This is a genomic window from Alteromonas sp. ABH2_165, from assembly GCF_056159945.1.
Genome location: NZ_JBSWWF010000006.1, coordinates 54,690 through 81,669, shown reverse-complemented (window position 1 = coordinate 81,669; position 26,980 = coordinate 54,690). Strand labels below are relative to the sequence as shown.

Here is a 26,980-nt window from a genome sequence, read left to right as displayed (position 1 = left end):
ATTAATGAAACGAACACTCATCTCGTTGGTGGTTGGATTAGGTATCACCGCGGGTGTACCAGCAACGGCATTTGCAGACGACCTTTTACAAGTTTATCAACAAGCATTGGCAAACGATCCGGTGGTTAACCAAGCGAAAGCACAGCGTGACGCTGCGTTTTCCGGCATCACCATCAGCCGTGCAAACCTGCTGCCGCAGATTTCAGGTACCGTTGGTTATACAACGTCATCATCTGAGCGTGCGCAGTTTTTAGGTGAAGGTATTATCTCTATCGATTCAGACAGCGATAACACCAGCTTCGGGTTGAATCTGTCTATGTCGCTGTATGATCATGCGAACTGGGTTGGTTTGGACCGCGCTGAAAAAGTGGCAGAGCAAAGCGATGCGCAACTGGCGTCAGCCATGCAGGAATTGATTGTTCGTGTTACCACTGCATACTTCGATGTTTTGCGTGCCAAAGACAATCTGGAATTCGTGAAATCCCAGAAAAGCGCCATTGGCCGTCAGCTGGAGCAAACCAAACAGCGTTTTGAAGTAGGCCTGACTGCCATTACTGACGTGCATGAAGCACAAGCAAATTACGATTTAACTGAGGCCGATGAAATTCAGGCCAGCAACGCGGTTGAACTTGCTCTTGAAGCACTGCGCGTAATTTCAGGTAAATATCACGACAAGCTGTTTGAACTGAACACCGAGAAATTCTCTGCCACCATGCCGCAACCGGCGTCACCAGAAGAGTGGCTGGATACCGCCGAAGAGAAAAACCTGGCAATGCTGGTGAATCGTTTGGCGATGGATATTGCTAAAGAAGACATTGCCTCTGCTCGTGCAGGGCACCTGCCGACATTAGACTTAACTGCATCTGCCGGCAAAGACAAAACACATAGTGTGACAACAACGCCAACAACTGTTGTCGACAACACCACGCCGTATCTGGACAGCTACAGCGTTGGCGTTCAGTTGAACGTGCCTATCTTCCAGGGTCTGCGTGTATCTGGTCAAACAGAACAAGCGAAGTTTAACTACATCTCTGCTAGTCAGGATTTAGAACTGACCTATCGCCAAACTGTGCAGTCTATTCGTAGCTCGTTTAACGATGTGAAAGCGGCAATGTCGACTATCCGCGCTTTAGAGCAAGCGGTTGTTTCTGCACAAAGTGCATTGGAAGCAACGGAAGCCGGGTTTGATGTGGGTACACGTACTATTGTTGACGTGCTCGACAGCACACAGAACTTGTTTGATGCCCGTCGTAACCTGTCTGGCGCCCGTTATGACTTTATTCAGGCCGTAGTGAGCTTGAAACAAGCTGCCGGTACGCTAACCGCGATGGACATTGAAACCATTAATAAAGGTTTGCAGCCACAACAATCTGAAGGCTGATACGGATTGCATTAAAAAAGCCGCTTAACGAAGCATTTCGATAAGCGGCTTTTTTGTGTGAGTTTCACAGCGTTCTTAGCCTAAACGGCCTCACCCTGGCGGCCGGGAAGACTTTCCAGCAATTTAAGTAACTCACTCAATTCATTTTTCAGTGTGGCGGCTTGCTCTTTACTGCGATTATAGTTTTCCAGTTTTTCACTGGTGTCTTTTAATTTTCCTTGCAAGCGTGCCAGAGAGTCATCCATTATACATTCCTCAAACAGTGTACTACTGCGTTCATTGTAGGAAATCACACCGCTTTTTTGAAACACTCTTGATTCTTAATTTTTATACCTTAGTAGTAATTTAGCCAACAAACATGAAAGCTTCTGAATTGCAAAACCGGTTTGAACGCATTCGTTCAAACAAAACTTTTGAAATATTTGTTATCTCCGTCATCATCGTATCTGCGCTACTTGTAGGTGCGAAAACCTACGACATGCCGCGGGGATTTGCCTCTGTCACTCTTATCCTTGACTGGTTTATCAGTGCTTTTTTCCTCACTGAGATCACCATTCGTTTTCTGGCTGAGCGCCGCAAACTGGATTTCTTCAAAAGCTTCTGGAACTGGTTCGACACCATTATTGTTATTGTAAGCCTCATTCCTGCGGAAAGTACGGATTTGGCGCTGATTGGCCGACTTGTCCGGGTTTTCCGGGTACTGCGGATGATATCGATTATTCCGGAACTGCGAATTTTGCTGGTTTCATTGGTAAAAGCCCTGCCTCAGCTGGGTTATGTTATGTTACTGATGTTTATCATCTTCTACATTTACGGCGCCATTGGCAGCACCTTATTTGCACAAATCAATGAGGATTTGTGGGGCGATATCACCATCTCCATGCTTACCTTATTCCGCATTATGACGTTCGAAGATTGGACCGATGTCATGTACGAAACCATGGAGGTGTATTCGCTTAGCTGGATTTACTATCTGACCTTTATCTTCTTGTCAGCCTTTGCCTTCCTGAATATGGTTATTGGTATTGTGGTAGGCGTAATGGAACAGGAAAATGCGGCGGCCAGACGAGAAGCCGCTGCTGAGAATAACGAACCCACACTAGAAGACGTCATGGCTGAATTAAAATCGCTTAGACAAACGGTAGATGAGATAAAGCAGAAGTAGGGGTTCACAACTTTCTAGCCATACGCCTTTTTATCTACACGCTTATAAACAAAAGCCCGCTAATACAGCGGGCTTAGTGATTTATGGTGACGAGATATGGTGGCTAGCGTTACAAACTGTAGCGTACACGCATACGTTCAGCCCGCTTTTTGCCGTCTGCAGAAGTAAATTCCTGATTTTGAATTTTACGTCGGGCCACCTCTTTTCTCCCCATATCCAGCAACACCTGCACATAGTTAAGATAAACGGTATCCGACACCTGCTGATCGTTCACCACTGTTTCATAAAGCGACAGTGACTCTTCGTATTTATCTTGCTGCAACAGAATTTGCGCAAGGGTATCTAACGAATCGGCGTTTTTAGGCTGCAGACCTACAGCTTTGCGCGCCAGCGGCAGCGCTTTATCTATCTCGCCGTCTTCGAAGTACAAATAAGCTAAGTTATTCAACACCACGAAATTCTCAGGCGTTTGTTGCAAGATTTTCTCGTAGGTTTCTTTGGCCGCGGCCTTATCTGTACCAATCTGCCTTTCAGCCTTCATCATCGCAGTGCGTACGTCTTGAGGATGTGCTTGTAAATGCTGCTCTAGGAATGCCGCCGCTTCATCAGCTTTTCCAGATGCTTCCAATACCGCCATCATCAACATGGTATTCGGTGCATTTGGTTTCTCATTGTAAGCCGCGCGGGCATCTTCAAGACCTTCGGCACCACGCCCTTCCAACATAGCAATGCGCGCACTGATGCCGCGAACGAACGGGATAGCTCGCACATTGTCTGGCATATCCTGCAAAATCGCTTTTGCCGGTTTAGGCTGGCGTGTCATTGCCAAAAAGTGGGCCTTTAACAAACGAATTTGGCTATCAGGCTGTTTGGCCAAAAACGCATTTGCCAGGCTGAGTCCGTGATTAAATTGCTGCAAGGAATCATCTAACAACAATTTACCCAACACCGCGGTTTTATCTTGTGGATAAAGCTTTAACCACGCATCGTAATGTTCCACTGCGCCAACCACGTCATTCAGACGAATCAATGTCTGACCTTTCAGGTTCCAGTAAACGCGAGGTGTAGCGGTATTTTCTTCAACAGAAGAAAGCAGACTAATGACTTTCTCATAATTGTTTTGAGAAAACGCGATGCGGCCGGCTAGAATGCGTAAATCTAAGTTATCAGCATGCTTACCTATTTCACTGTATACCCGTTGCGCCACTTGCGCTTCGTCTGCCGCGTCCGTTTGCGTCGCCACGGTGTAAAGTACGGTCAGTGCTTTTGCATCATCGGCGTTGCCAGCCAGGATTTCATTAAGTACGACCACCGCCTCATCAAATTTCTCTTCGGCCAGGAGGAAGCGGGCCTCTACCAACTCGATTTCGGCAGAATCAGGGGCCAGTGATTTGGCTTTTTCTATCTGCGCCTGTGCAGTTTCTTTGTCACCTTGCTTAAAAGCAATTTCTGCAAGAAACAAATAAGGTGCATAGTCTTCAGGTTCATTTTCTAACCACTGTTGAGTTGCGGCTTTTGCTTTATCAAGCTTGTTAGTACTGATATAAGCAGTAATAAGGGTACGTTGCGTCACTTTGTTGTCAGGCGCTTTTTGTACCGCAGATTCCAGATTCACAAGACCATCAATATCGTTAACCGACAGCTGAAGAACACCGAGGCGGGCCAGATCATCCGCCGTCTCACTCATTTCTGACGACTTCTCGATCATGGCTTTTGCATCAACAACATTACCTTGCTTAAGCAGCTGATAACCAGCTTTAGAAAATAATGACGCGCCAGCAGGCCCTTCAACGTCCACACGATTGAGTATTTCAGTAGCACTTTCACTTTCACCGACCTGTAGCAAACTGTCAGCCAACATGCTCAGCGCTGGATGATCGGGCGGTAAATCGGGTGCCACTTCGGTGAGATAGTTATTCGCAGTAACAAAATCCTGCATCTGGTAAGCAACATAGCCTGCTAGCAAACGTAAAGCTGGATTGTTGTTGCCGTTTTGCATCGCTACCTGAAGATGGGTGGCTGCGGCTTCATAATCGCCATCGTTCGCTTCGATTACACCTTTATACTGGTTGAGTAGAGGATGTTGCGGATTAGCCTTCAGCAGCTCATCTACCATCGGCCCCGCAGTTTGCGTATCTCCTGCTTCAACCAGCAAAGTGATGTAAGCAAATTTAGTGGTAATGTCTTGCGGGTTATCTTTAACGTAATCACCGAAGGCGTCGGTCGCTAACGCTTTGTCGCCTTCAGCTAAGGCTAATTTGCCTAGTTGCTGTAGCACATCTTTATTATTAGGGGACTGCTCTCGCAGGGCTTTAAAAGACGCCAGGGCAGCACTTAAATTCTGATTAATGATATCGCGGTAGGCGAGTGCCAGCCCTCGGTAAACCGAAGAGGTATCTAAAGTCTCCAAGTCATCAATAATGGCCAGTGCTTCTTCGTTCTTCTCTAACTGCGCCAAGGCCTGCAATTTATAAAAGCCAACCTCGGCAGATTCTACCGCTGTCATGCCCTCGGCACGATAATCCACATCGGCCAGCGCATTTTCAGCGCCGGTTTTCTGATAAGCAACGGAAATATAAGGAAGCACTTCAGAGGGAGGCTGGCCAAAGTCCAAAGCGCGGTTGAGTTCTTTCTCTGCGCTCTCGTAATCGCCAATTTGTAAGTAGTATTTACCCAGCTCAAAACGTGGCAGCGCCGCTTTAGGGTCTTTTTTGATAGCGTTTTTGAATTCGATCAGTGCGGCGTCTTGGTCGTTGGCGGCGACAAATTGTCGCGCCGCATCAAGGTGTTCTTCCGTGGTTTTCTTACTGCATCCGCTCAGGCCAACAGACAAACAAGCTGCCACAGCCAGAGGTACTAAAATGCGTTTTCCTGTTTTATTGTGATTCATCCTTTATACCTTTACTTTCTTGTTTGGTATTCCATGCCTATCTGGAATATAATACCTCTTTAGTAACGCGCCCGCGCCGCCTCAAGATGCATGATTCAGAGAAGATACATGATTCAGAGGTACCTCGGGTATTCATGCCGGCGTGTGCCGCGCCCGCCTCATTCATTATCATTCAGGATCATTAATGACCAATACTGTCGAGCTGACATTTAAAGACCTCAATTTACCAGAAAGCATATTACAGGCTCTGGAGAAAGTTGGCTATGAAAAGCCATCCCCTATCCAAGCTGAAAGTATTCCGCTACTTCTTGAAGGGCATGACCTGTTAGGTCAAGCACAAACAGGAACTGGTAAGACTGCGGCCTTTGCACTTCCAATGCTCGCAAATATCGACCCGGAAGCGAAGTTACCGCAATTGCTGGTACTTGCTCCAACCCGCGAACTCGCCATTCAGGTGGCCGAGGCTTTTCAGGTTTATGCCAGTTTTTCAAAGAAAATTAAGGTGCTACCTGTATACGGTGGTCAATCTTACGATAACCAAATTCGTCAGCTTAAGCGTGGCGTTCAAGTTGTTGTGGGTACGCCAGGCCGTATTATCGACCACATTAATCGTAAAACATTAAACTTAAGTGAACTTAAATTCCTGGTTCTCGACGAAGCTGACGAAATGCTGCGCATGGGCTTTATCGACGATGTTGAAACCATTTTAAGTCACTCTCCGGAAGAAAAGCAGACAGCGCTGTTCTCAGCCACCATGCCTGGGCCAATCAAAAAGATTACCCAGCGTTATCTGAAAAATCCGAAGCACGTTAAAATTGAATCCAAAGTATCCACGGCGAGTACTATTCGTCAGCGTTACTGTCAGGTTGCGCCGCACCACAAGCTTGAAGCGCTTACCCGTATTATGGAAGTTGAGCCTTTCGATGGCATGATCATCTTTGTGCGCACGAAAACAGCCACCGTTGAGCTGTCAGACAAACTGTCTGCCCGTGGTTACGACGTTGAGCCGCTAAACGGTGATATTCCACAGAACGCCCGTGAGCGTACGGTTGAGAAACTCAAGCAAGGTACCATCGACATTCTGGTTGCTACCGACGTAGTAGCTCGTGGTCTGGACGTTGAGCGCGTAAGCCATGTTGTCAACTTCGACATTCCTTACGATACCGAATCTTACGTTCACCGTATCGGCCGTACCGGTCGTGCTGGACGTAACGGTGATGCCATTCTGTTTATCTCTCAGCGCGAAAAGCGTCTGTTGTTCTCTATTGAGAAAACAACACGTCAGCCTATCGAGCGTATGCCAATTCCTTCAATCACTGAATTGAATGAAACCCGGCTGAGCAAGTTCAAGCAAGCGGTAGGTGAAGCGACGCAAGATGATTCTCTGGAATCACTGATGCCAATCGTAGAGTCGCTACAGCAGGAAACCGAAGCGTCTCCTGAAGTGCTGATTGCTGCATTGATCAAGCTCGCTCAGGGCGACGAACCACTGCTGCTGAAAGAGTCAGATCGTCCGGATCTGCACAGCAAGCCGTCTCGTGAAGATCGCGGTCCTCGCGGTGACAGAGGCGACCGTGGTCCTCGTGACAGAGGTGACCGTGGTGATCGTCGTCAGCGTCGTGGTTCTAGCAAGCCAGAGTCTGGTATGCAACGCTACCGCATCGATGTGGGTCATACTCACGGTGCCAAGCCGGGTAATATCGTTGGTGCTATTGCTAACGAAGGTAACATCAACAGTAAAAACATTGGTGCTATCGAAATCTACGACAAGTTCAGTACGGTAGACCTGCCGGAAGGCATGCCACGTGAAACCAAAGAACTGTTGCAGAACACCCGAGTTGCTGGCCAGCGCTTATCATTGCGCGAATGGTCAGACACGCCGCCGAAGCGTCGTCAACCTCGTAAAAACTAAGTATCAAAGGCAAGCGTAACGCTTGCCTTTTTTATATGCCTTTTAGAAATATAAATTCGCAAAACAGATTTTTTAATTTATAAAAACCACGTCAAAATAGCAGACACGATAACCTGAACCGTTCAGGTCTGATTTCTGAGGATTTTCATATCATGCGTTACTTCCCGCTCTTTTTAGATACCAAAGACACGCACTGCCTGATTGTGGGTGCTGGAGAAGTAGCTGCACGCAAACTTGAACTGATTTTAAAATCAGAAACTCAGGTCACCGTTATCGCGCCGTGGATGTGCGATACCGTAAAAGCCTATGCGCATGATCCTCGTGTTACCTTGGTTGAACGCGAATTCGCCGACAGCGACCTTTCTAACCAGCAAATGGTATTTGTCGCCACCAGCGAACCTGACGTGAATCAGCATGTGCATGACATTGCCCGGGAAAAAGGCATTCTGGTTAATGTGGTAGATAACACGCCACTCTGTCAGTTCATTACGCCATCAATCATCGACCGCTCACCTATTGTGATAGCCATGAGCAGCGGCGGTGTTGCGCCGGTGTTGTTACGCTATTTGCGTCAAAAGCTGGAATCTGTGATCCCTGCGAATATTTCCCGTTTAGGCGCTTTTTCCGAAAAATTCCGTGAGAAGGTAAAAACCTCATTGAAGGGTGTGACTGCACGACGCTATTTCTGGGAAGATGTGCTAGACGGTGATATCGCTGAACTGGTTGAAAAAGGCCAAGACGAAAAAGCCGACGCCAAATTTCTGGAAGCACTGGCAGCAGCGCAAACCGAACAGAAAATTGAAGGTCAGGTTTACTTGGTGGGCGCGGGGCCTGGTGATCCAGACTTACTCACATTCCGCGCGTTACGTTTGATGCAAAAAGCCGATGTGGTGGTGTACGACCGCCTGGTTTCCCCTGCCATTCTGGAACTGGTACGTCGTGATGCAGAAAAAATCTATGTCGGCAAAGCAAAGAGTAATCATACCCTTCCTCAAAACGAAATAAACGAACTGATGGTACGTGAAGCGAAGAAAGGCAATCGCGTGGTGCGTTTAAAAGGCGGTGACCCGTTTATATTTGGCCGTGGTGGTGAAGAAATTCAGGAGCTCATCGAGCACGGTATCGAGTTTCAGGTTGTGCCGGGCATTACAGCAGCTAGTGGTGCCAGTACGTACGCTGGTATTCCGCTTACCCACCGCGACCACGCCCAGTCTGTGACTTTCGCTACGGGCCATCTGAAAGACGGTACAATCGATTTAAACTGGCCTGCCCTTGCGCATCAAAATCAAACCATTGTGTTTTATATGGGCCTGACTGGCCTGCCGGTGATTTGCGAAAAATTAATCAATAACGGGCTTAACGCACATACCCCTATCGCGCTTATTGAGAAAGCCACCCGGGACGACCAGAAGGTGATCACAGGTACGCTTGCCGACATCACTGCCCACCCTCAACTGGAAGAAATGAAGCCACCAACACTTATTATTGTTGGCACCGTGGTGTCTTTACACAAGCAGTTAGACTGGTTTACGACACACTAGCTTTGTTAACCGCCCGTTTTATTCCATACTGTTATTGTTGAAGAAACGGGCCTAAAACATGTATATACGCTTCCTGCTGAGTCTCGCGCTTTTTTTAATCGCTGACGCTGCCGTCGCAGAACAACTGAACTTTAAAAAAAGTCGTTTGGATGAGGGGCAACGTTTTGAATACAAGTGGTTAGACAGCGAAGGAACCTCCCGGCATATCGTCTTCACCCTAGACAAGAGCAAATTAAGCACAGCGCCTACCGAGCAGAAAAACTATCGGCCAGAATTAGCCATGCGCTACGTTACTGTAGAGCTGTTGAAAGTAGCCCGTCAGTTCGATCCTCGGGATGCCAACGTAAAAATTCGACAGCAAGGTGACACTGTACTTACCAATGTAAAAGCCCGTAGTGAAGAAAAACTCAAAGTCATTCAAGGGCAGTTAGCCCAGGCCAAAGAACAGGCCTACGACGACTATCTCGATAAACACTATTTTACTCGCTATCGTACGCTTTTTAATGAAGAAGCCATAAAGCCCGACCATGTGCGTTACATGAAAGAGATGACAGAGTCGCTCATTCCTCTCTCTCAGGCATTTTATGAACAAGTGGACAACCAGGCCGACGCCCGTAAATATTTTAATCTGTTACTGAGCTGGGTGCAGAGTATTCCATATGATGCGCTTGATAACCGCGCGCAGAGTAACGGTTCTGGCTTTGCGCCGCCCATTCAGCTACTTAATGAAAACCGCGGCGACTGCGACAGCAAATCAGTGTTAATTGCTTCGATTGCTCGTGCTTTTCTTCCCGATACGGCCATGGTGCTGGTGTTGTTACCAGAACATGCACTGTTAGGCATTGCGCTTACGCCGAAGAAAGGCGAAGCAACATTGAAAGCTGATGGCAAAACCTATGTGTTGATAGAGCCCACCGGCCCGGCGCAGTTTAAATTTGGCGAGATAGCTGAATCTTCCAAAAAGGATATTGCTAAAGGCATGTATACGCTGGAGCTGATTCAAAACTAATTGATTTCGCTTGTATTTCCCGTAGTGTGAGCACTGCATAAATGATTTATGCATCAAAATAAAAGGAATTAAGTCATGAAGTACTGTGTAGCAACACTGCTATTAGTTCTTGGTTCGCCTATGGCGCACAGCGACACCCAAACTTATCACTGCATGGATTGCACAGATTTACAGATGAAACAACTTGCAGAGTCCCGCCGCCCATCAGGTTACAAAGACATTGTTTATGTTTTTAATACGGAACGTGAATTAGTTCGCACCTATGAGGTTAAAAAACAGACTATTGATGACTTCATTGAGCATATCGTAGCCAACGAGATTGTGACTCCAACGAACGTCAGAACTCGTTATGAAGAATATCTTCAGGCACGTGAAGATGTGTTAGATACTTTTATTTATAGTGGTATCCAATCGACCACCTCTTATTCACGAAAATCAACAGATAGCAACCCATCTTACAATTGTCTGGCTGACTCTGAAGTTGGTAATGTCGATATTCATATGACAACAGCGAGTGCACATGAATTCATTGTAGATAGTTCATTGAGGGAACAGGTATTCAGCGAAATAACAAATCGTGACGATGTCTGGACAACGTTTGCTTCCGCTTACAATACCCTAAACTTCACTGTAAGTAGTGTTTTGCAGCTAGATGACATGACATTCAGACTACGCTTTGCAAATGGTTCTTCTGTTGTGGTCGAGCCTAATCGGCTCAAAGACGGGATAGAATACAGTCAAGATAGTGGACTAGACTCAGATTGTAACCAGCTACCAAGCGATCCTAGTTGGGCAGGCAAGTTTACTTTCAGCTCGTTAGAAAACTATCATGCCATGGAGGACTACCTTTGGTATCTGAGCGTTAACTGGGTACAAGAATTCAAACACTTTGAGGGCAATAGCGGGTGCACTATTGATACAAAATGCAGACAAGAAGAAAATGTGCTGACCTGTTACGGCTCGGTACAGTGTGAGTAGCAATACAAAGAAAGATTTTTGCGATGAAATTCAGGCGCCGAGTGGCGCCTGATTCAGTTAGTGAAAAAATGCACTACAATTCCTGCTCAGCAAATTCCGCCAGTCTTGAACGAACAACCCCGTCCAGATTGATGGTGGAACTACCTGAGAAGTTTTTAAACCGCTCTACCAGATAGGTGAGACCGGACGTGACTGCTGACAGATAATTACTGTCGATCTGCGCCAAGTTACCAGAACAAATCAGCTTGGTGCCTTCACCACAGCGGGTGATGATGGTTTTTAACTGCGCCGCCGTTAAGTTCTGCGATTCATCCAGAATAACAATAGAGTTCTGAATGCTGCGACCACGCATAAAGTTCACCGATTTAAACTGAATGTTGGCTTTTTCCATGATGTAATTCATGGAACTCTTGGCGTTTTCGTCATGCTTATGCAGCACTTCCAGCGAGTCGGTAATTGCCGCCAGCCACGGCGCCATTTTCTCTTCCTCAGTGCCGGGCAGGAAGCCAATGGATTCTGCAATTTCCGGTGTTGAACGGGTAACGATAATTTTATCGTACATGTTCTTCTCGACCACCATTTCCAGCGCAGCTGCCAGAGCTAGCAGCGTTTTACCGCTACCCGCCGGGCCGGTAAGAATACACAGGTCAATATGCGGGTCGAGCAATGAATGCAGCGCCATGGCCTGACCGATATTTTTGGGCGTAATGCCCCAGGCATGACGGCTCATCAAACGCTCGTAGCCGAGATCCAGTACTTCCAACGTGTCGGACGTAATACCTTCGATAATACCGGCAAAATGCTTGGAATCATCCAGCAGGAATTCGTTGATGTACGGATCTTCCATGATGTTCCGCGGCAGGGTGTGAATCGTATCTCGCCCTTCAGAGCGGCTCTCTACAGATTTCACTTTCTCCCAGAAGTTACCTTCAAATTTATGGAAGCCTTTAGAAAGGTACTTAATATCAGTAATGAGCTGATCGGTACGGTAATCCTCAACATGAGCTAAACCGGCACCTTTGGCTTTAAGGCGCATGTTGAGATCTTTGGTTACCAGCACCACCTGTTGTGGCGCATAGGTTTTCTGTAAATGCAGGGCAACATTAATGATGCGGTTGTCGTTCTCGTTGCTGGTAAATACCTGCTGAGATTCCACCATATTCAGATCGGCGAATATAGATAGCGATCCGGTAGGTTTGTTCTCGCCCGCCCCCAACCCTTCCATAGACACACCGGCAAGCATATCTTCGGGGGTGGCGTTGTGAAGTAAATCTTCCATTGATCGAATGGAAACCCTGGCATCGCGGGCAACGTCTTTCTTACTGTCTTTGATGTAGTCCAGTTCTTCAAGAACTGTCATTGGCACGACAACGTCGTTTTCTTTGAATGAGAGAAATGCAAGGGGTTCGTGTAGCAGAATATTGGTATCTAAAACGTAGATCTTTGTTTCTGTAGATTTTTTTCTTGGCATCCTTCGCTCCGACAAGAGTATAACCGGCCCGCCCAATTGCTGACGTGCAATCAAGAGTCTCGCGCAGGAGAAGATGTCGCTGTCGAACTGACGCTCTACTCCGTGTCGCGTCGACTTTCAATTCCACCATAATCCAGTTTTCAGGATTTAGCACTTATTTTTGCGATTTTTTTAGCACGGCATTTTGTTACGGCCAGTTTCAGAAACGCTGAATAAGCAGGAACGGGTTAACGTTCCAGAAGCTTATTTACCCAGCTTTTTGTTTGAGGGCAGGCTGGATGAGGATGAAAAGAACCATTCTTATAAACGCCCTGAGGGCAAAAAGGCTCATCGATGAAGGTATTGTCATAGAAAGACACTGACGTACACAAATCCAGTGCTGACTGAACATGCTCCAGCGTTCGCGGTATTCTCGCCGCCACCTTATCATCAGGCACACCATGGCCGCCGCGACGTTTCCTGTCCGCCACCCTGGCCATATTGACCTCGGGTTCGCTGGCAATGTGAATTACGATAAGGTGCACATCAAATCCTCTGGCCCGTGCCTTAGCAATGAAGTCTATTTTAGAGGGATGGGAAAACACGGTTTCGAAACAGAAACTCAGCCCCAGATTTAGGTGCAATGACCGTTCCTGCTCAATAGCTTTTGCAGCCTCGTAACTATGTGCCTCGGGCGAGTCTGGCCAGTGTTTCGCGGCATATATAACCGCATTAAGAAACGGGATTTGCCTCTTGCTGAGGTAACGTTCGTAAAAGGTACTTTTACCCGCGCCATTGCCACCAGCCAGAATAATGATTTCTTTGGTCACAACACGCGCTTACGTTTTTTGAATTTTCCGTTTTTGAAGATACCGACTTCAGTTTCTCCATTCGGATAAACCGCACGGAGCATACCGGGTTCTCCGGCGGGCTCATAGAGAACATGCTGACGCTGCTTCAACGCCGCGGCTACCCTACCCGATTGTGAATCTTCGGCTACTGTGTTCATTAATGTCAGTGGATCAAATTTCTCATCCGACTTTTTATACTCTACCGCATCAGTAGCTGTACGATTTCCTGATACCGAAACTGTAACTTCGGCTTTTTCAGCCAGTAGCAGAGCAATGTCTGATGCAGATAATGTCGTTTCGACAAGCTGACCAATATGCGCCCAGTATTCGATCTGCTCGTTGGTGGAACGGTGATAAACAGACGACATAACTTTAGCATCGCTGACTAATGATTCATTTAAACGCAAAGGGGTTGAATGCTTACTCATACACTTTTATTCAAGTCAGGCTAAAACAATCTAAATTGTAGCTAATCGCTACAATTTTACAAGTTTGTTAGCTAGTCTGTCGCTTGTGAAACTTCCATCGAAGCCTGAACTACTCCGGAAACCTGGAATTCTTCTATACTGACAGGTCCAATTGCCTTTATTCATCACAGTACGTTAAGTACAATACCGGCCGCAAAAATTAAGGGTGAGTTTATGAGTTCTGTTAGTACGTTTTCTGTAGGTCAACGCTGGTTAAGCAATACCGAGTCTGAATTAGGTCTTGGCGCAGTATTAAGTGTTGATTTTCGCGCCGTGGAAATCCTGTTTCCGGCATCCGGCGAAAGTCGAACCTACACGAAGGATAACGCGCCCCTCACCCGCCTGACATTCACAGAAGGCGATGTGGTGCCCAGCGAAGAAGGCTGGAAACTGCAAATTCAGGAAGTCGAAGAAAACAACGGCGTTCTGATTTATCACGGCCTGCGGGAAGACACCAAAGAAACCGCCAAGCTGGCAGAAACCTTTCTGGATCATCAAATCCGTCTGAATCAGCCTGAGCAACGTCTGTTCAGCATGCAGACTGATGTGCCTAAGTGGTTTGAACTGCGCAAAGAAGCGCTAGAGCATCAGCATGCTTATATGCAATCCAGCACCATTGGTTTGGCGGGTGCGCGTATTGAGCTTATTCCTCACCAGTTGCATATTGCATCGGAAGTGGGTAACCGTCACGCGCCGCGGGTTCTTCTGGCCGACGAGGTTGGCCTGGGTAAAACTATCGAAGCTGCGCTGGTGATTCACCGTCAGTTAAAAACCGGCCGTGCACAGCGAGTGCTGATCGTAGTGCCAGATTCGCTAGTGCATCAGTGGTTGGTTGAAATGCTGCGCCGGGTGAACCTGGCTTTCGCTATTTATGATGAAAGTCGCTGTGATGCGCTGGATGAATCCGGCGGTAACCCGTTTGAAAACGATCAACTGGTGCTGTGTAGTATTAGCTTCTTAACCGACAATCCGAAACGCCATCAACAGGCACTGGATGCAGGCTGGGATTTACTGGTTGTTGACGAAGCCCACCACCTTGCCTGGTCCAGCGACTCGCCATCAGAAGAATACCAACGCATTGAAGCACTGGCCGGTATTACGGCTGGCGTATTGTTGCTTACCGCAACACCCGATCAACTAGGACACGAAAGTCACTTTGCTCGCCTGCGTCTGCTCGACGCCGCCCGCTTCCACAGTTATGAGCAATTCCTCAAAGAAGAAAGTGAATATAGCAAATTGGCCGATGCAGTTGCGCCACTGCTCGACGACGCGCCGTTAAACGCAGACGCAAAATCTCAGCTAACAGCATTAGCACCGGATATTCTGGCCCGTTATGGCGATGTTGATGAGCCCAGCACCCGACAGGCCATTTTGAGCCAACTGATTGATACCCACGGCACCGGCCGTATTTTGTTCCGTAACCGCCGCGCCGGTATCGAAGGCTTCCCGGTGCGTATGCTTAACAGCTATCCGTTGGCACTACCGGAAATGTACGACAGTGCTGTTTGTGGTGGCGAACTGTTTGATGCCCTGTACCCAGAGCGTCAAAGCAGCCTGGTTAACAGTTGGTTCGATGCAGACCCGCGGGTAGATTGGCTTCTGGATTTTCTGCCAACGGTACGCCCTGCCAAAGTGCTGCTGATCTGTGCGGATAAAATAACCGCCCAACAGCTGGGTGAAGTGATTCGCTCACGCAGCGGTATTCGCCACAGTGTTTTCCATGAAGGCATGAGTATTGTTGAGCGTGATAAAGCGGCGCACTATTTCTCCGACCCGGAAGAAGGTGCGCAAATTTTGCTGTGTAGTGAAATCGGTAGTGAAGGCCGTAACTTCCAGTTCGCTCACCACTTGGTGCTTTTCGATTTGCCGCTAACGCCGGATCTGCTGGAGCAACGTATTGGTCGTCTTGACCGTATCGGCCAAACCAAAGATATTCAGATCCATGTGCCCTATTTGGAAGGCACCGCCCAGGAAGTGCTGTTGAAGTGGTACCGCGATGGCCTGGAAGCGTTCACACACACCTGCCCTACAGGTTCGGGCGTATTTGCAGAAGTGCAGGCTCAACTGGTTGGCGCTTGTCTTGACCCTGAAGATGAATCGCAAGTTGATGCATTGGTTAGTGCCAGTAAAACCCTTAATGATGATCTCAAAGCTCAACTCGATGCGGGCCGCGACCGCTTGCTTGAACTAAACGCTTCTGGTGAAGGCCGGGTTGAAGGATTAATTGAAGATATTGAAGAACTGGATGACGATCCTATCCTGCCTTACTTCATGGGCCGACTGCTGAACTCGCTAGGTGTAAACCAGGAAGACAAAGGCGACGACTGCTATATTCTCACGCCATCGGAGTCTATGGTGAATCACCTGCCAGGTTTAGACCCTGAAGGCATGACAGTCACGTATGACCGCCACGTCGCTACGACCCTTGAACACGTGCACTTCTTGAGTTGGGATCATCCATTGGTGCATAACGCCATTGATATGATCTTAACCGACGTGATGGGTAAAGCGAGTGTTGGTTTTATTGCCGACAGAGAACTACCCAAAGGCGCCTACTGGTTGGAAGCCCTGTTTGTATTGCAAGCCAATGCTGATCGTACATTGCAGCCAGGCCGCTTTATGCCTGCCACGCCATTCTTGATTTGCCTTGACGGCCACGGCAAACCGGTAGAACTGGACTTTGGGTATCCACGTAAAGCAGGCAGAAAGATCTCCCAACAGTTGATTCAGGCGCTACAGCAACAGCTTACCCTGCATATTGAAAAAGCGACCACTCTGGCACAGCAAAAAGCGAATCAGATCCAACACGATGCCATTGAAAGCATGCAATCCACATTGACTGGCGAGGCGCAGCGTTTGAAAGATCTACAAGCGCAAAACCCGGCTGTTCGCGACAGCGAAATTGCGTTTATCGAGCATCAACGTGATGCGCTCACCAAAGCGTTGCAGTCGGCCACGGTGCAACTGGAAGGTCTGCGTATAGTGGTAAACAACCCATGAGTATGCCGCCAGGCAAAAAGCCGTTTATCTACAATCCACCGATGACGCCGTATCTGTCGCTGGTGCATTACGACAACGACATCGTAGTGGCCAACAAACAGAGCGGCTTGCTGAGTGTCACGGGTATTCAGCCCGCGCATAAAGATGCGCTGATTAGTCGGGTACAAAGGGTGTTACCTACCGCCACGGTGGTGCACCGATTAGATATGGCGACGTCTGGCATTATGGTGATGGCGCTGAACAAAGAAGCCCATCGCCAGATTTCTCGGCAGTTTCAGGACCGCCTCACGAAGAAGCGATATTATGCCCGCGTTGACGGTGTTATTGCCGAAGACGAGGGCGAAGTGACTTTACCTCTGATTGTTGACTGGCCTAACCGTCCTAAGCAGAAAGTCGATCATGAGAATGGTAAGCCTTCACTAACGTATTACCGCGTGATCCGTCGATTGGAAAATGAAACCTGGGTGGAACTGTTACCGGTGACGGGGCGTTCTCATCAACTCAGAGTACACATGCTGTCGATTGGGCATCCTATACTGGGTGACAGACTTTACGCCCACGACGAAGCACGTGACCTTGCTCCCCGTTTGCAACTGCATGCAGAAACGTTAATTTTGCAGCATCCAGCCTCTGGCCAATGGCAACGATTTACCGCCCATGTTCCATTCATGGACTACCGGCCTGAACCACTTGCACTATCAGAGTAGATTTTTACTTCTCTCATTTTAGCAATAAGAAACACTTTAGATTTCGCCAGCCCCGGCCGATACGCCTTAGAGCGTGAGTAATTTTTTACCCGGAGTGAATGTGCGTCATTTTCTGATTTGTTTGTCCTGCTTACTGGCACTGCCTCTACAGAGCGCGATGTTAGCTGACGACATCCGGAATCAATACCTGCCAGACGAGTATCAAACCATATTGGTTGGCGATGAAGATATGCCGGTTTTCAGTGGTGAACCAACAACGTCATTAAGTCGCGGCGTGGCACTCATTTTTACAGATACTGGCTATCAAGGACTTACCCTGAATAACGCTCGCGCCCTCGCAGTTAAATTGAATCACCGGGGATGGCACACGTTGGTGGTGCCAGCAGCAACGCTGGGAGTTGACGTAAGCGCATCGGTTTCACAGGCAATGGAACCTTCTCAACCGGGTGAAAACAATGAGAACGCGCCTGCAATTATTGAGGCGTCTGGGGCAACAAGTATGCACCCACGGGCAATAGCAAGAGAGGCCATGGTCGATCCCGCCAGCAACCGCTCGGTAGTCGCGCTTTTAGCAAACGCAGTTTTTCAGCACATAGAGACGATCCCAGGCTTTAGACTCGTGATCAGTCAGGGCATGAGCGCCGCCCAACTGATTGCATTAACGTCTGCGGAAATTTTACCGCCCCCAGATGGCATGGTTGTGATCAGTCCATACTGGCCACAATCTGAAGCAAACGGCGCAATTCCAGCACAGCTGGCTGCTACAGAATTCCCGGTCCTAGATTTACAGTTCCCCATCAACACCCAATGGACAGCAAATAGCGCAGCCAAACAAAAGCTGGCTGCGACACAGGCGCTAAAACTGCATTATCGCAATAAAGCGCTTACTACTCCGCTCTTCCAAGCTACCAATTCCAGCGACACTATTTTTAGCCGTACCCTAAGCAAAGAGATTTACGGATGGGTTAATCATCTGGGGTGGTAACGATTTCCAACCCACTTTTTTCTGATTATTTTCATAAACCTGTTTCTTTTTGCCTAGATTTTACACAAAATGGAATTTTTTTTGACTATACTGTCAGGCGAATCAGTTAACAGGCTAAATATTATGTTGTTGTCTTTTGTCGACGCCAAAGCCAACCAACTATGCTTTTATCTTCGGGGCTTTTGGCAAAGTATTATACCGCATTCCGAGTTAGACATTTTCTTCTGGGACACGCTCGAAGAGTGGAGTCTAGTGAACTACGATCTCGATCAGCCTTATACAGAACGAGAGCGCGTGTTCTGGCACACACTCAATCAACTACACTTTTGGACGGAAGAAAAACTCAAATCCGATCCTTTGCTAGTTGAAGAGTTACATCGTTGCTTAGCATTCCTCGAAGGTAAAGGAATTTGCCCGCTAGATTGCGCAGGTGTTCGCCCGTAAACTAATTTCTGCCTTTGGTTGTTTTACATTGGTATCCGTGATCAAATAGTCCTCTCCCCTATCCCATCGGACGGACTTTTTCATCATGCACTTTCTTCAGTCCTTTCTGGACAAACGTCTTTTCAGCATCTTTGTATTTGGCATCGCCAGTGGTTTTCCGTGGGTAATGATAGGCTCAGTCATGACAGCTTGGTTAAAGGACGAAGGGCTGTCGCGCACCGATATCAGCTTGTTTGGTAGCATATTCGCGGTTTACGCCATTAATTTTCTTTGGTCTCCACTTTTAGATCGCTTGAAGGTGCCGCTGCTTGGTCAGCGCCGGGGTTGGATTCTTGCTATGCAGCTTTGTATCATTGGCAGTTGTTTACTGATGAGTACACTACACGCCACCTCGTCACTGTTTTATGTTGCCTTGTTCGGACTCGTTATTGCCCTGTGTTCAGCAACGCAAGACATCGCTATAGATGCCTACAGAATCGACATAATTGAGGATAATGAGCGGGAGAAGCTAGCGGCAGGCTCGTCTATGGCTACTGCCGGATGGTGGACAGGTTATGGTGGATTAGGTGCACTGCCCTTTTTCATCGCAGACTGGACAGGTTGGGCATGGAACGATATTTACCTGCTATTGGCAGCTATCATGTCTGGCATCACGTTATTTACCTTCGTTGCCAAAGAACCGATTGTTGATCGCACAGCGCAACTTTCACAAGCAACGGCCTATTACGAAAAAGTACTTGGCGCTAAAGGCGCATCCCCAACGGCCCTGCAAAAAATAGGTGCCTGGCTATTTGTCACAATCGCTGAGCCTTTCCGCGAATTCTTTCAACGAAATGGTGTCCGCCTGGCGCTTTCACTGCTGTTATTCATTTTTCTGTTTAAAATTGGCGAAGCCTTCCTCGGCAGAATGAGCCTGCAGTTTTACATAGAGCTAGGTTTCAGCAAGAGTGAGATCGGCGGCTACTCTAAGTTGCTTAACTGGTGGGTGACGATTGTGTTTTCCATTCTGGGCGGCATGATGACCATGCGCTACGGTATTTATCGCGGCCTAATGATTGCGGGTATAGCGATGGCCTCGAGCAATCTGATGTTCGCGCTAATGGCCCATGTAGGTCCTGATAAAACGTTGTTTGCCCTCACCATCATTGTCGACGGCTTTACTGCCGCCTGGGGTACGGTGGCAATGGTCGCTTTCATATCGGTTATGTGTAATCGCACGTTTTCGGCGTCTCAGTATGCGCTGATGGCCTCGTTAAGCGTGGCGGGTAAAAACCTGCTTGCCTCAGGAAGCGGGTATCTGGTGGATAAACTTAATGGCGACTGGTCGACATTCTTTATCATTACCGCTTTAATGGTGATTCCCAGCCTGTTGTTTTTACGTGGAATAAAAAAGTACATTATTCGCGCTGAGCAGCAGGCTGGTTAGTTCGCTGACCTAGCAGTTTTCTATCCCTGAGCTAAGCTTTTATAATTCCTCTTTGCTTTTCGACTTATGCTGACCAGAGACTCAATAAAAGAGAAAATACGCCGAACCTACATGCTGGCAGCTTGCGCAATCACGCTGCTTATGACCGGATATTTTGTTTGGACCCAGTCATATCTTGACTCAACACAAATTCAGCCGAAAATTATTAATATTGCCGGTTATCAACGCATGTTGTCTCAACGCATTGCCTTTCTGCAAACACTACTCACCGATGAAAGCAAAGAAGTTGAACAAAAACGACTAAGAAATGAGTTAATTTCCAGAACATCTGAGTTTCTTCGCAACCACGAAGTACTGGTTGGCAGGCAGTCGCTGGAAGGCGTTTTTACGCCATTATCAGAAGAACTGGAGCAGCTATACTTTAGTGATGAGGGCGCTCTCGACAAGAAAGCATTGCAATACGGTGAGAATGCTTTGTATCTGGCAAGTGCGTCGGCTGCTCGCGGCTCAAACCTAAAACCCGTAACACTCGCTGCGGCCACCGCCATGTTGAGAGATTTAGACAGAGCCGTTCAGCTTTTTGAAACGCAACTTTCCAGAGACATCAAATTTAACCAGATAATGCTGTTAGTAGTGTGGTTCATCACAACATGCCTTGCCTTAATAATTATTCTTATGCTTTTCAGGCCATTAAAGAATTTGGTTCTTGATCAGTTCGCCATGGTTCAGGAAACCCGCAACGATATATTAAACGAACGAGAGCAAACCAACCGGATGGTGTCATCCACTGAAGAGTTTATTAAGGCAATGAGCCGAGAATTCAGATCGCCCATTGCCGTTATCATTGGTGCGCTGGAGCTCTTACCCAATGCAAAGAACCGTCAGGCTGCCTTGCTACAGAAAGCGGAAAATGCTTGTTATACACTTTTATCTCTGAGCAGTAACCTGATGGAAAGCCTGTCTGGCGATACTTCTGTCACAGCGAAAGCGGAAGACTTCATACTTGTAAGAGCACTCGACGATGCTTACAGTGAATTCTTGTACAACTGTCAGAAGAAAAATCTAAATCACCAGATAGTCAACGACAGTAGTCTACCTTATCTCGTTCATGGCTATCCTGAGCTGTTAGTTAAAGCGCTTAAAAGCGTTTTAGACAATGCCGTTAAATTTACGCCCCACGGCATGGTGTCGGTATACAATCGGGTGGCAATCGTCGACGGCGCTCGCGTTATCATCATTCGTGTTGTCGATACCGGGATCGGGATTCATGAAGACGAGTTGGAACGCATATTCGAACGGTTTACTACCAGCTATGATCCTGCCTATTCCTTTAGCGGAGCAGGTACCGGCCTCTATACAGCGAGAAAGTTATTAGCGAAGGCGGGCGGAAGTATAACCGTATCGAGTGCATTGCAAAGCGGCTCTGAGTTTACTTTAACGGTGCCTTTAGAATCAGCCAAGCATCAACCAGAAGCACTCACCAATGAACAATTTTCCAATCGTTTTGCGGTGGTGGATGATCAGGAAATAACCCGCATCTACATACAAAGCATGATTGAAGCAGAAGGGTTTGCCGTTGATACCTACAAATCTGGCGCCGATTTATTGGCAAATCAGGAGAAGGTGAAAAGCTACAGCGGCATCATTACAGACTATTACATGCCGGGTATAAATGGTGTAGAACTTATTACATACCTACAAGCCATTTGGGGCAAGAATATGCCTCCGGTAATGATGGTATCGGCCTCTCCGCACATCGCGAATGTGATCGCCAATTCTGATGCCACGGCCTGGCAGGTATTTGTGAAGCCCATCGACAAAAATCGTTTTACCGATGCGATCAAAGCGCTCGCTTCTAATAAGTCGTTCCATGCCCCGCCCTCTGGTGACTTCTCAGTGCTAGTTGTTGAAGATGAGCCCATTAATGCAGAGATCTTGTGCGATATGCTGGAAAACATGGGGTACGAGGTAAGCATCGCGGCCGATGGTGAAACGGCACTGCATAAAGCGATAGAGAAAAATTACGATGCCATTCTGCTAGATTTGCATTTGCCTGATATCTCAGGCTTCGAAGTGGCAACGCTATTGAAAGAGCGAGGGTGTCAGTCGAAGCTGGTTTCGGTGACCGCCAGTGCCTACCCGGCAGATGCACAAAGAGCGTTTGCTGCAGGCATACGTTATCACCTGGTTAAGCCAGTTGCCTACCAAGAACTCAAAAGTATGCTCAGGCTTTTGCTTGTTCAGGATTAGGCGCAGTATCGGCTCCCACCATATCCCAGGTGCTGACACAATTTCGGCCGCTGTGCTTTGACAAATATAACGCCTGGTCGGCCTGTTCAAGCCACGCCATATTGCTTTTTACATCTGCGCGATACTCACTAAGGCCAACACTGACGGTAAATTTAATTTGCTGGCCTTCATGCTCGACCATCATGGCTTCTGCCAGCCTGCGAATGCGATCTGCCACTTTTGCCGCATTTTGCTGATTCGAATCCACCAGTATAATGGCGAACTCCTCACCGCCATAACGCCCTGCGAGATCAGTTTCCCGCACACTTTTCTGAATCACGCGCGCGAGGGTTTTAATCACCTCATCGCCAGCCTGGTGACCATAGGTGTCATTAATATTCTTAAAGTGATCAATATCTAGCATCATGGCCGTCGAGGTATTGTCTCTGCGACGCTGTAATTTGAAGTGACTGTCAAAGCGCTCTTGCCAATAGCGACGGTTATATAAGCCAGTGAGCCCGTCAACACAACTCATTTGCTGCAATTCGTCGTTCAGCCTTTCAACGCGTAACTTGCCCAGTGCCTGGTCGGTTACATCATAAACCAACATACAAAGCTTATTGATTTCTCCAGTGGGCGACGAGAGCGGAAACATGGTGACGTTCTGAAACATATAGGTAGCATCAGACGTGATGGGTCGATTAGTGCCAAACTGAAATAGATAGGGCCGCTGCTCCCAAATGATAAAAACCGGCGTGCGCAGATTAAATACGGGCTCGGCTTTACCTCGCAGCCAGCTTTCTTCGATTTCGGGAAACAAAGAAAACAGCGATTTACCAATGACCTCACTAGGGCGAAGATCTGCGTGGTTTTCCATGAACTGATTCCACACTTCAACATTGAAGTGCTTGTCCATCACCACAATGCCAACTTCGATAGAACTGAGCAGATCATGTTGCCAATGCATTTGCATTATGTCGTCATTGATCATGCCACAAATTCCTCTTCCACCAGGCGGGTATAAATCTTATTCATGGATTGTTCCGGGAACAACAGCAACAAGTCGAAACTGATATCGCGGGTCTTAATGGCATACGCTATTTCAATGGCCATGAGCTTGCCCCATCGGCTGGCGTTACTATTCAAAATTGTCGTTACGCCGCTATGCTGACCCAGAAGAATAGGATGGCTATGACTGAAAGAAACATTTAGCTGATCAGACAAGGCGTTCAGGCATGCGCCGGTGAGGATGTTAGACACGTCCATCAATGCTTCAAGCTGATAATCCTCATTGCTGGCGTGCTCACCGTAGTTTAGCAGCTTAACAATGTTTTCCATTTTAGTATCGCTGAATATGACCAGTGCTTCACCTTTAATGCCTGCGCTGGTGAAGCCTTTTGATACGGCCGATACACGATCGTTTTGGTGGGCTTCAGCGATTGCCATGTGTAGCTCGGTGGCTTCAATAACATTAACGTTTGGAATGGGTAAGTCGATAAACTCGCCCAATAACCTGGCTAAGTTTTCCCCTGCCCGGCCCATCGCCACGTTCACCAGTTCGCGGTATGCATCGAGCTGTTCGTCAGCCGTGTTGCGCGTTGTCTTCTCTACCGCGGCAATACGCCCAGCAGCCGACGCTTCGCCAGAATACAAGCCATACTGGGTTAACAGTGCCATTAGCTTAGCGTTATCCATGGGCTTACGAATAAACTCAATCGCCCCTAGCGCCATCATCCGTTCCCGGGCTTCTTCTTGCACATCACCCGATACCACAATAACCAGACAAGGCAGATCCTGCTCACGAATCATTTCCATGGTTTCGTAGCCATCCATTATCGGCATATTGAGGTCAAGAAACATGACATCGGCTTTGCCAGCACGAATTGCTTCAATAGCCTCCTTGCCGTTAGCGGCAAATGACAGCTCCACATCCCATCCATCGGGAATAGAGCGAGCCATCTGCTTGCGGGCAAAAGATGAATCGTCACAGATCAGTACTGGCGTGGTCATGTGCAGCTCCTGCTATATCGCAACCGGCGCTTTAATATGCGGGTGAGACTGGTAATTTTGCAGCTCGAAATCTTCAAAAGTGAAAGCAAACAAGTCTTTCACTTCAGGATTAATATGCATTGTTGGGCTAGGGAAAGGCTCGCGAGCAAGCTGTGTTTCGGTTTGCTCCAGGTGATTAGAATACAAATGGGCATCGCCTAGGGTATGAATAAATTCACCAGGCTCAAGGTCACAAACCTGCGCGACCATCAAAGTAAGTAACGCATAGCTGGCAATATTAAACGGCACGCCTAAAAACACATCGCCACTGCGCTGATAGAGCTGACAGGAAAGTTTTCCGTTTAGTACATAAAACTGAAACATGGTGTGACAAGGCGGCAGCGCCTGACGGCCATTCGCAGCATTTTCTTTTGGCGACACGGAAGTGTCTGGCAAGACCGCTGGATTCCAGGCACTAACGATAAGACGGCGTGAATCAGGGTTAGTTTTAATTTGCTCAACCACGTCTTTGATTTGATCGATGGTGGTACCGTCACCGGCATCCCAGCTTCGCCATTGATGGCCATAAACCGGGCCAAGCTCGCCTTCATCGGTAGCCCACTCGTCCCAAATCGATACACCGTTTTCTTTCAGGTAGCGAATGTTCGTTTCGCCTTTCAAAAACCACAACAACTCATGAATGATGGATTTCAGATGACATTTTTTGGTTGTGACTAATGGAAAGCCTTTCGCCAGGTCGAATCGCATTTGATAGCCAAATACACTCAGGGTGCCCGTACCTGTGCGGTCTTCTTTTTTAACGCCTTCGTCTCTTACGTGGCGCATGAGTTTTAAATATTCTTTCATGCCGATTTCTTGTCACTGTTTTTTATTGTTGGTTCGGGTGATTTACGTAAATATGCCCACGCCATGAGGCCAGCGCCTAGCATGATCATGGGTATACAGAGTAATTGCCCCTGGCTCAGGCCAACGGAATAAAGCCCGATATGCTGATCGGGTTCGCGGAAATATTCAACAATGAAACGGAAGCATCCGTACCCGAGCAAAAACAACCCGCCGACGGCGCCGGTAGGTCTTGGTCTGGCTGAATATAACCACAAGATAATAAACAACAATACACCTTCCAGCGCAAACTCGTAAAGCTGAGAAGGATGGCGAGGATGCTCACCGGCACCAGGGAAAATAATGGCCCATGGTACATCTGTGGTTCGGCCCCACAATTCGGCATTCAGAAAGTTACCAATACGCCCCGCACCTAAGCCAATAGGAACAAGCGGCGCGACAAAATCACCAATTTGCAGGAAGGTGGCGTTCATACGTTTGGCCTGCCACGCCAAGGCCACCAGCACACCTAACAAACCGCCGTGGAATGACATCCCACCGGTCCATATCCGGAACAAATAGGTAGGATCTTCAATGAACATATTAAACTGGTAGAACAGCACGTAACCTATTCGGCCGCCAAGGATCACACCCACGAAGCCCCAAAATAACAAATCACTGAGCTGTTCACGGGTCCAGGTAGTTTGTGACAAGCGTTTCTGCGCTAACATATAAGCGGCGATAAAGCCGACAAGGTACATCATGCCGTACCAGCGCACACTGAGCGGCCCGATACTAAAAATAATCGGATCTATATTTGGAAAGACAAAATAACTGCTTTCTGCCATGCTTATTCAATTCCTACAATCATTCTGATACTCACCAGTACAAGCAGTCCTGCGAGGATCTTTTTCAATAACTGAGTGTTCATCCGCTGTCCCAGGCGGGCGCCAAGGTTCGCGGTGAATACCGATGTACACACAATGCCTAAGGTTGCCGGCCAGTACACGTAACCAATGGCTTTTTCTGGTAAGCCAGGAACGTCTGCCCCCGTAAATATAAAACTTGAGGTGCCAAATAACGCCACCACTAATCCACTGAATGCAGCACAACCAATGGCTTGTCGCACGCCCACACGAAACCAAACCAATGCGGGCACTAACAGCGCGCCGCCACCAATGCCCATTAGCGCACTGATGCCGCCCACACCTGACCCAACAGCAATTAGCGTGGGTTTAGACGCTTCATGGCGGGAGGCTTCCCGTTTACCGAAAATCATCTGCGCAGCCACCAGCATCACCAGCACAGCAAAAATGTTTTTCAGTAAATGGCCTGAAATGGCACTGGCAACGAAAGCGCCAGCTACCGCGCCAAAAGCAATACCAATTCCACTGTAGACCACAATATGGCGATCTAAATTCCCTAGCTTTTTGTGCGCCATAACCGACGACAAACCGGTGAAAATAATAGTCGACAATGAGGTTGCTACTGCCATTGGCATCACTATGTCAGTGCTTATTCCAAGAAAATGCACCATCAAATACGACAAACAAGGCACAATGATCAGGCCGCCGCCTATACCGAGCATTCCTGCTAGCAAACCAACAAGTAGCCCTAGCGCAAGGCAACACATAAAAATAATTAAAAAGGGGTCCATGAATACGTCCATTTACGTGAGGCGCGTAGCGTATCATAGAATACACCGGAAAGGGG

Annotated in this window: 22 protein-coding genes; 12 read left to right on the top strand and 10 right to left on the bottom strand. The window is 47.8% G+C overall.

The annotated features are described in order from the left end of the window. The first annotated feature begins 4 nt into the window (after positions 1–4). Positions 5–1,381 carry an outer membrane channel protein TolC gene (gene tolC / locus ACXAFQ_RS12755; RefSeq protein ID WP_474822723.1) on the top strand — a complete coding sequence of 459 codons (1,377 nt, stop codon included), beginning with the start codon at positions 5–7 and terminating at the stop codon, positions 1,379–1,381. Positions 1,382–1,461: 80 nt separating this feature from the next. Here the strand turns inward: tolC and ACXAFQ_RS12750 are convergent, their stop codons facing one another. After that, positions 1,462–1,626 (bottom strand): hypothetical protein, encoded by a 165-nt coding sequence (locus ACXAFQ_RS12750; RefSeq protein ID WP_474822721.1) that lies wholly within the window; start codon positions 1,624–1,626, stop codon positions 1,462–1,464. Between the two features lie 113 nt (positions 1,627–1,739). Here ACXAFQ_RS12750 and ACXAFQ_RS12745 point away from each other — a divergent pair, with 113 nt between their 5' ends. Continuing rightward, positions 1,740–2,546, top strand: a complete 807-nt coding sequence (locus tag ACXAFQ_RS12745; protein WP_474822717.1) for an ion transporter — start codon at positions 1,740–1,742, stop codon at positions 2,544–2,546. 109 nt (positions 2,547–2,655) lie between these two features. Here ACXAFQ_RS12745 and prsT read toward each other — a convergent pair whose 3' ends face one another. Beyond that, a complete protein-coding gene (prsT, locus tag ACXAFQ_RS12740; RefSeq protein WP_474822715.1) occupies positions 2,656–5,436 on the bottom strand; it encodes an XrtA/PEP-CTERM system TPR-repeat protein PrsT in 2,781 nt (926 codons plus the stop codon). 184 nt (positions 5,437–5,620) lie between these two features. Here prsT and ACXAFQ_RS12735 point away from each other — a divergent pair, with 184 nt between their 5' ends. From ACXAFQ_RS12735 to ACXAFQ_RS12720, 4 genes are all read left to right on the top strand, one after another. Continuing rightward, positions 5,621–7,348 (top strand): DEAD/DEAH box helicase, encoded by a 1,728-nt coding sequence (locus ACXAFQ_RS12735; RefSeq protein ID WP_474822713.1) that lies wholly within the window; start codon positions 5,621–5,623, stop codon positions 7,346–7,348. Positions 7,349–7,500: 152 nt separating this feature from the next. Further along, the gene (gene cysG / locus ACXAFQ_RS12730; RefSeq protein ID WP_474822710.1) at positions 7,501–8,889 is read left to right on the top strand and encodes a siroheme synthase CysG; all 1,389 of its coding nucleotides are present in this window, start codon (positions 7,501–7,503) and stop codon (positions 8,887–8,889) included. Between the two features lie 58 nt (positions 8,890–8,947). Next, entirely contained in the window at positions 8,948–9,898 is a 951-nt protein-coding gene (locus tag ACXAFQ_RS12725; RefSeq protein ID WP_474822706.1) for a hypothetical protein, read from the top strand. Between the two features lie 75 nt (positions 9,899–9,973). Next, entirely contained in the window at positions 9,974–10,876 is a 903-nt protein-coding gene (locus ACXAFQ_RS12720) for a hypothetical protein (RefSeq protein WP_474822704.1), read from the top strand. A 73-nt stretch (positions 10,877–10,949) separates the two neighbouring features. On the opposite strand, the gene ACXAFQ_RS12715 is transcribed toward ACXAFQ_RS12720, so the two are convergent. The 3 genes from ACXAFQ_RS12715 to ACXAFQ_RS12705 form a co-directional block, all read right to left on the bottom strand. Continuing rightward, positions 10,950–12,347: a PhoH family protein gene (locus tag ACXAFQ_RS12715; protein WP_070125522.1), complete on the bottom strand. Its 1,398-nt coding sequence runs from the start codon at positions 12,345–12,347 to the stop codon at positions 10,950–10,952. A 227-nt stretch (positions 12,348–12,574) separates the two neighbouring features. After that, a complete protein-coding gene (locus ACXAFQ_RS12710; RefSeq protein WP_474822698.1) occupies positions 12,575–13,156 on the bottom strand; it encodes an ATPase in 582 nt (193 codons plus the stop codon). Next, positions 13,153–13,605 (bottom strand): TA system antitoxin ParD family protein, encoded by a 453-nt coding sequence (locus ACXAFQ_RS12705; RefSeq protein ID WP_474822694.1) that lies wholly within the window; start codon positions 13,603–13,605, stop codon positions 13,153–13,155. Before ACXAFQ_RS12705 ends, ACXAFQ_RS12710 begins: the two co-directional genes overlap by 4 nt. A gap of 213 nt (positions 13,606–13,818) precedes the next feature. On the opposite strand from ACXAFQ_RS12705, the gene rapA reads away from it, so the two are divergent. From rapA to ACXAFQ_RS12675, 6 genes are all read left to right on the top strand, one after another. Next, the gene (gene rapA, locus ACXAFQ_RS12700) at positions 13,819–16,644 is read left to right on the top strand and encodes an RNA polymerase-associated protein RapA (RefSeq protein ID WP_474822692.1); all 2,826 of its coding nucleotides are present in this window, start codon (positions 13,819–13,821) and stop codon (positions 16,642–16,644) included. Beyond that, positions 16,641–17,351: a pseudouridine synthase gene (locus ACXAFQ_RS12695; RefSeq protein WP_474822688.1), complete on the top strand. Its 711-nt coding sequence runs from the start codon at positions 16,641–16,643 to the stop codon at positions 17,349–17,351. The genes rapA and ACXAFQ_RS12695 overlap by 4 nt, the downstream gene beginning before the upstream one ends. Before the next feature lie 100 nt (positions 17,352–17,451). Then, complete coding sequence (locus ACXAFQ_RS12690; RefSeq protein WP_474822684.1) at positions 17,452–18,336, top strand: DUF3530 family protein; 885 nt, start codon at positions 17,452–17,454, stop codon at positions 18,334–18,336. Between the two features lie 81 nt (positions 18,337–18,417). After that, entirely contained in the window at positions 18,418–18,780 is a 363-nt protein-coding gene (locus tag ACXAFQ_RS12685; protein ID WP_474822679.1) for a hypothetical protein, read from the top strand. An 85-nt stretch (positions 18,781–18,865) separates the two neighbouring features. Further along, entirely contained in the window at positions 18,866–20,206 is a 1,341-nt protein-coding gene (locus ACXAFQ_RS12680; RefSeq protein ID WP_474822675.1) for an AmpG family muropeptide MFS transporter, read from the top strand. A 66-nt stretch (positions 20,207–20,272) separates the two neighbouring features. Beyond that, a complete protein-coding gene (locus ACXAFQ_RS12675) occupies positions 20,273–22,456 on the top strand; it encodes a response regulator (protein WP_474822670.1) in 2,184 nt (727 codons plus the stop codon). Here ACXAFQ_RS12675 and ACXAFQ_RS12670 read toward each other — a convergent pair. Genes ACXAFQ_RS12670 through ACXAFQ_RS12650 form a run of 5 tightly spaced genes read right to left on the bottom strand, consistent with a single transcriptional unit; the run spans position 22,431 to position 26,924 of the window. Next, complete coding sequence (locus ACXAFQ_RS12670) at positions 22,431–23,426, bottom strand: GGDEF domain-containing protein (protein WP_474822668.1); 996 nt, start codon at positions 23,424–23,426, stop codon at positions 22,431–22,433. The genes ACXAFQ_RS12675 and ACXAFQ_RS12670 overlap by 26 nt on opposite strands. Further along, positions 23,423–24,445, bottom strand: a complete 1,023-nt coding sequence (locus ACXAFQ_RS12665) for a response regulator (RefSeq protein WP_474822664.1) — start codon at positions 24,443–24,445, stop codon at positions 23,423–23,425. Before ACXAFQ_RS12665 ends, ACXAFQ_RS12670 begins: the two co-directional genes overlap by 4 nt. Before the next feature lie 12 nt (positions 24,446–24,457). Continuing rightward, a complete protein-coding gene (locus ACXAFQ_RS12660) occupies positions 24,458–25,291 on the bottom strand; it encodes a thymidylate synthase (RefSeq protein ID WP_474822661.1) in 834 nt (277 codons plus the stop codon). Beyond that, entirely contained in the window at positions 25,288–26,115 is an 828-nt protein-coding gene (gene lgt, locus ACXAFQ_RS12655) for a prolipoprotein diacylglyceryl transferase (RefSeq protein WP_474822658.1), read from the bottom strand. Before lgt ends, ACXAFQ_RS12660 begins: the two co-directional genes overlap by 4 nt. A gap of 2 nt (positions 26,116–26,117) precedes the next feature. Next, entirely contained in the window at positions 26,118–26,924 is an 807-nt protein-coding gene (locus ACXAFQ_RS12650; RefSeq protein ID WP_474822653.1) for a sulfite exporter TauE/SafE family protein, read from the bottom strand. Positions 26,925–26,980: the final 56 nt, after the last annotated feature.

What these genes read in the sequence shown, in the direction of transcription:
- tolC (WP_474822723.1), top strand. Translation starts at nt 5, where the DNA reads ATGAAACGAACACTCATCTCGTTGGTGGTTGGATTAGGTATCACCGCG.
- ACXAFQ_RS12750 (WP_474822721.1), bottom strand. Translation starts at nt 1,626, where the DNA reads ATGGATGACTCTCTGGCACGCTTGCAAGGAAAATTAAAAGACACCAGT.
- ACXAFQ_RS12745 (WP_474822717.1), top strand. Translation starts at nt 1,740, where the DNA reads ATGAAAGCTTCTGAATTGCAAAACCGGTTTGAACGCATTCGTTCAAAC.
- prsT (WP_474822715.1), bottom strand. Translation starts at nt 5,436, where the DNA reads ATGAATCACAATAAAACAGGAAAACGCATTTTAGTACCTCTGGCTGTG.
- ACXAFQ_RS12735 (WP_474822713.1), top strand. Translation starts at nt 5,621, where the DNA reads ATGACCAATACTGTCGAGCTGACATTTAAAGACCTCAATTTACCAGAA.
- cysG (WP_474822710.1), top strand. Translation starts at nt 7,501, where the DNA reads ATGCGTTACTTCCCGCTCTTTTTAGATACCAAAGACACGCACTGCCTG.
- ACXAFQ_RS12725 (WP_474822706.1), top strand. Translation starts at nt 8,948, where the DNA reads ATGTATATACGCTTCCTGCTGAGTCTCGCGCTTTTTTTAATCGCTGAC.
- ACXAFQ_RS12720 (WP_474822704.1), top strand. Translation starts at nt 9,974, where the DNA reads ATGAAGTACTGTGTAGCAACACTGCTATTAGTTCTTGGTTCGCCTATG.
- ACXAFQ_RS12715 (WP_070125522.1), bottom strand. Translation starts at nt 12,347, where the DNA reads ATGCCAAGAAAAAAATCTACAGAAACAAAGATCTACGTTTTAGATACC.
- ACXAFQ_RS12705 (WP_474822694.1), bottom strand. Translation starts at nt 13,605, where the DNA reads ATGAGTAAGCATTCAACCCCTTTGCGTTTAAATGAATCATTAGTCAGC.
- rapA (WP_474822692.1), top strand. Translation starts at nt 13,819, where the DNA reads ATGAGTTCTGTTAGTACGTTTTCTGTAGGTCAACGCTGGTTAAGCAAT.
- ACXAFQ_RS12695 (WP_474822688.1), top strand. Translation starts at nt 16,641, where the DNA reads ATGAGTATGCCGCCAGGCAAAAAGCCGTTTATCTACAATCCACCGATG.
- ACXAFQ_RS12680 (WP_474822675.1), top strand. Translation starts at nt 18,866, where the DNA reads ATGCACTTTCTTCAGTCCTTTCTGGACAAACGTCTTTTCAGCATCTTT.
- ACXAFQ_RS12675 (WP_474822670.1), top strand. Translation starts at nt 20,273, where the DNA reads ATGCTGACCAGAGACTCAATAAAAGAGAAAATACGCCGAACCTACATG.
- ACXAFQ_RS12670 (WP_474822668.1), bottom strand. Translation starts at nt 23,426, where the DNA reads ATGATCAATGACGACATAATGCAAATGCATTGGCAACATGATCTGCTC.
- ACXAFQ_RS12665 (WP_474822664.1), bottom strand. Translation starts at nt 24,445, where the DNA reads ATGACCACGCCAGTACTGATCTGTGACGATTCATCTTTTGCCCGCAAG.
- ACXAFQ_RS12660 (WP_474822661.1), bottom strand. Translation starts at nt 25,291, where the DNA reads ATGAAAGAATATTTAAAACTCATGCGCCACGTAAGAGACGAAGGCGTT.
- lgt (WP_474822658.1), bottom strand. Translation starts at nt 26,115, where the DNA reads ATGGCAGAAAGCAGTTATTTTGTCTTTCCAAATATAGATCCGATTATT.
- ACXAFQ_RS12650 (WP_474822653.1), bottom strand. Translation starts at nt 26,924, where the DNA reads ATGGACCCCTTTTTAATTATTTTTATGTGTTGCCTTGCGCTAGGGCTA.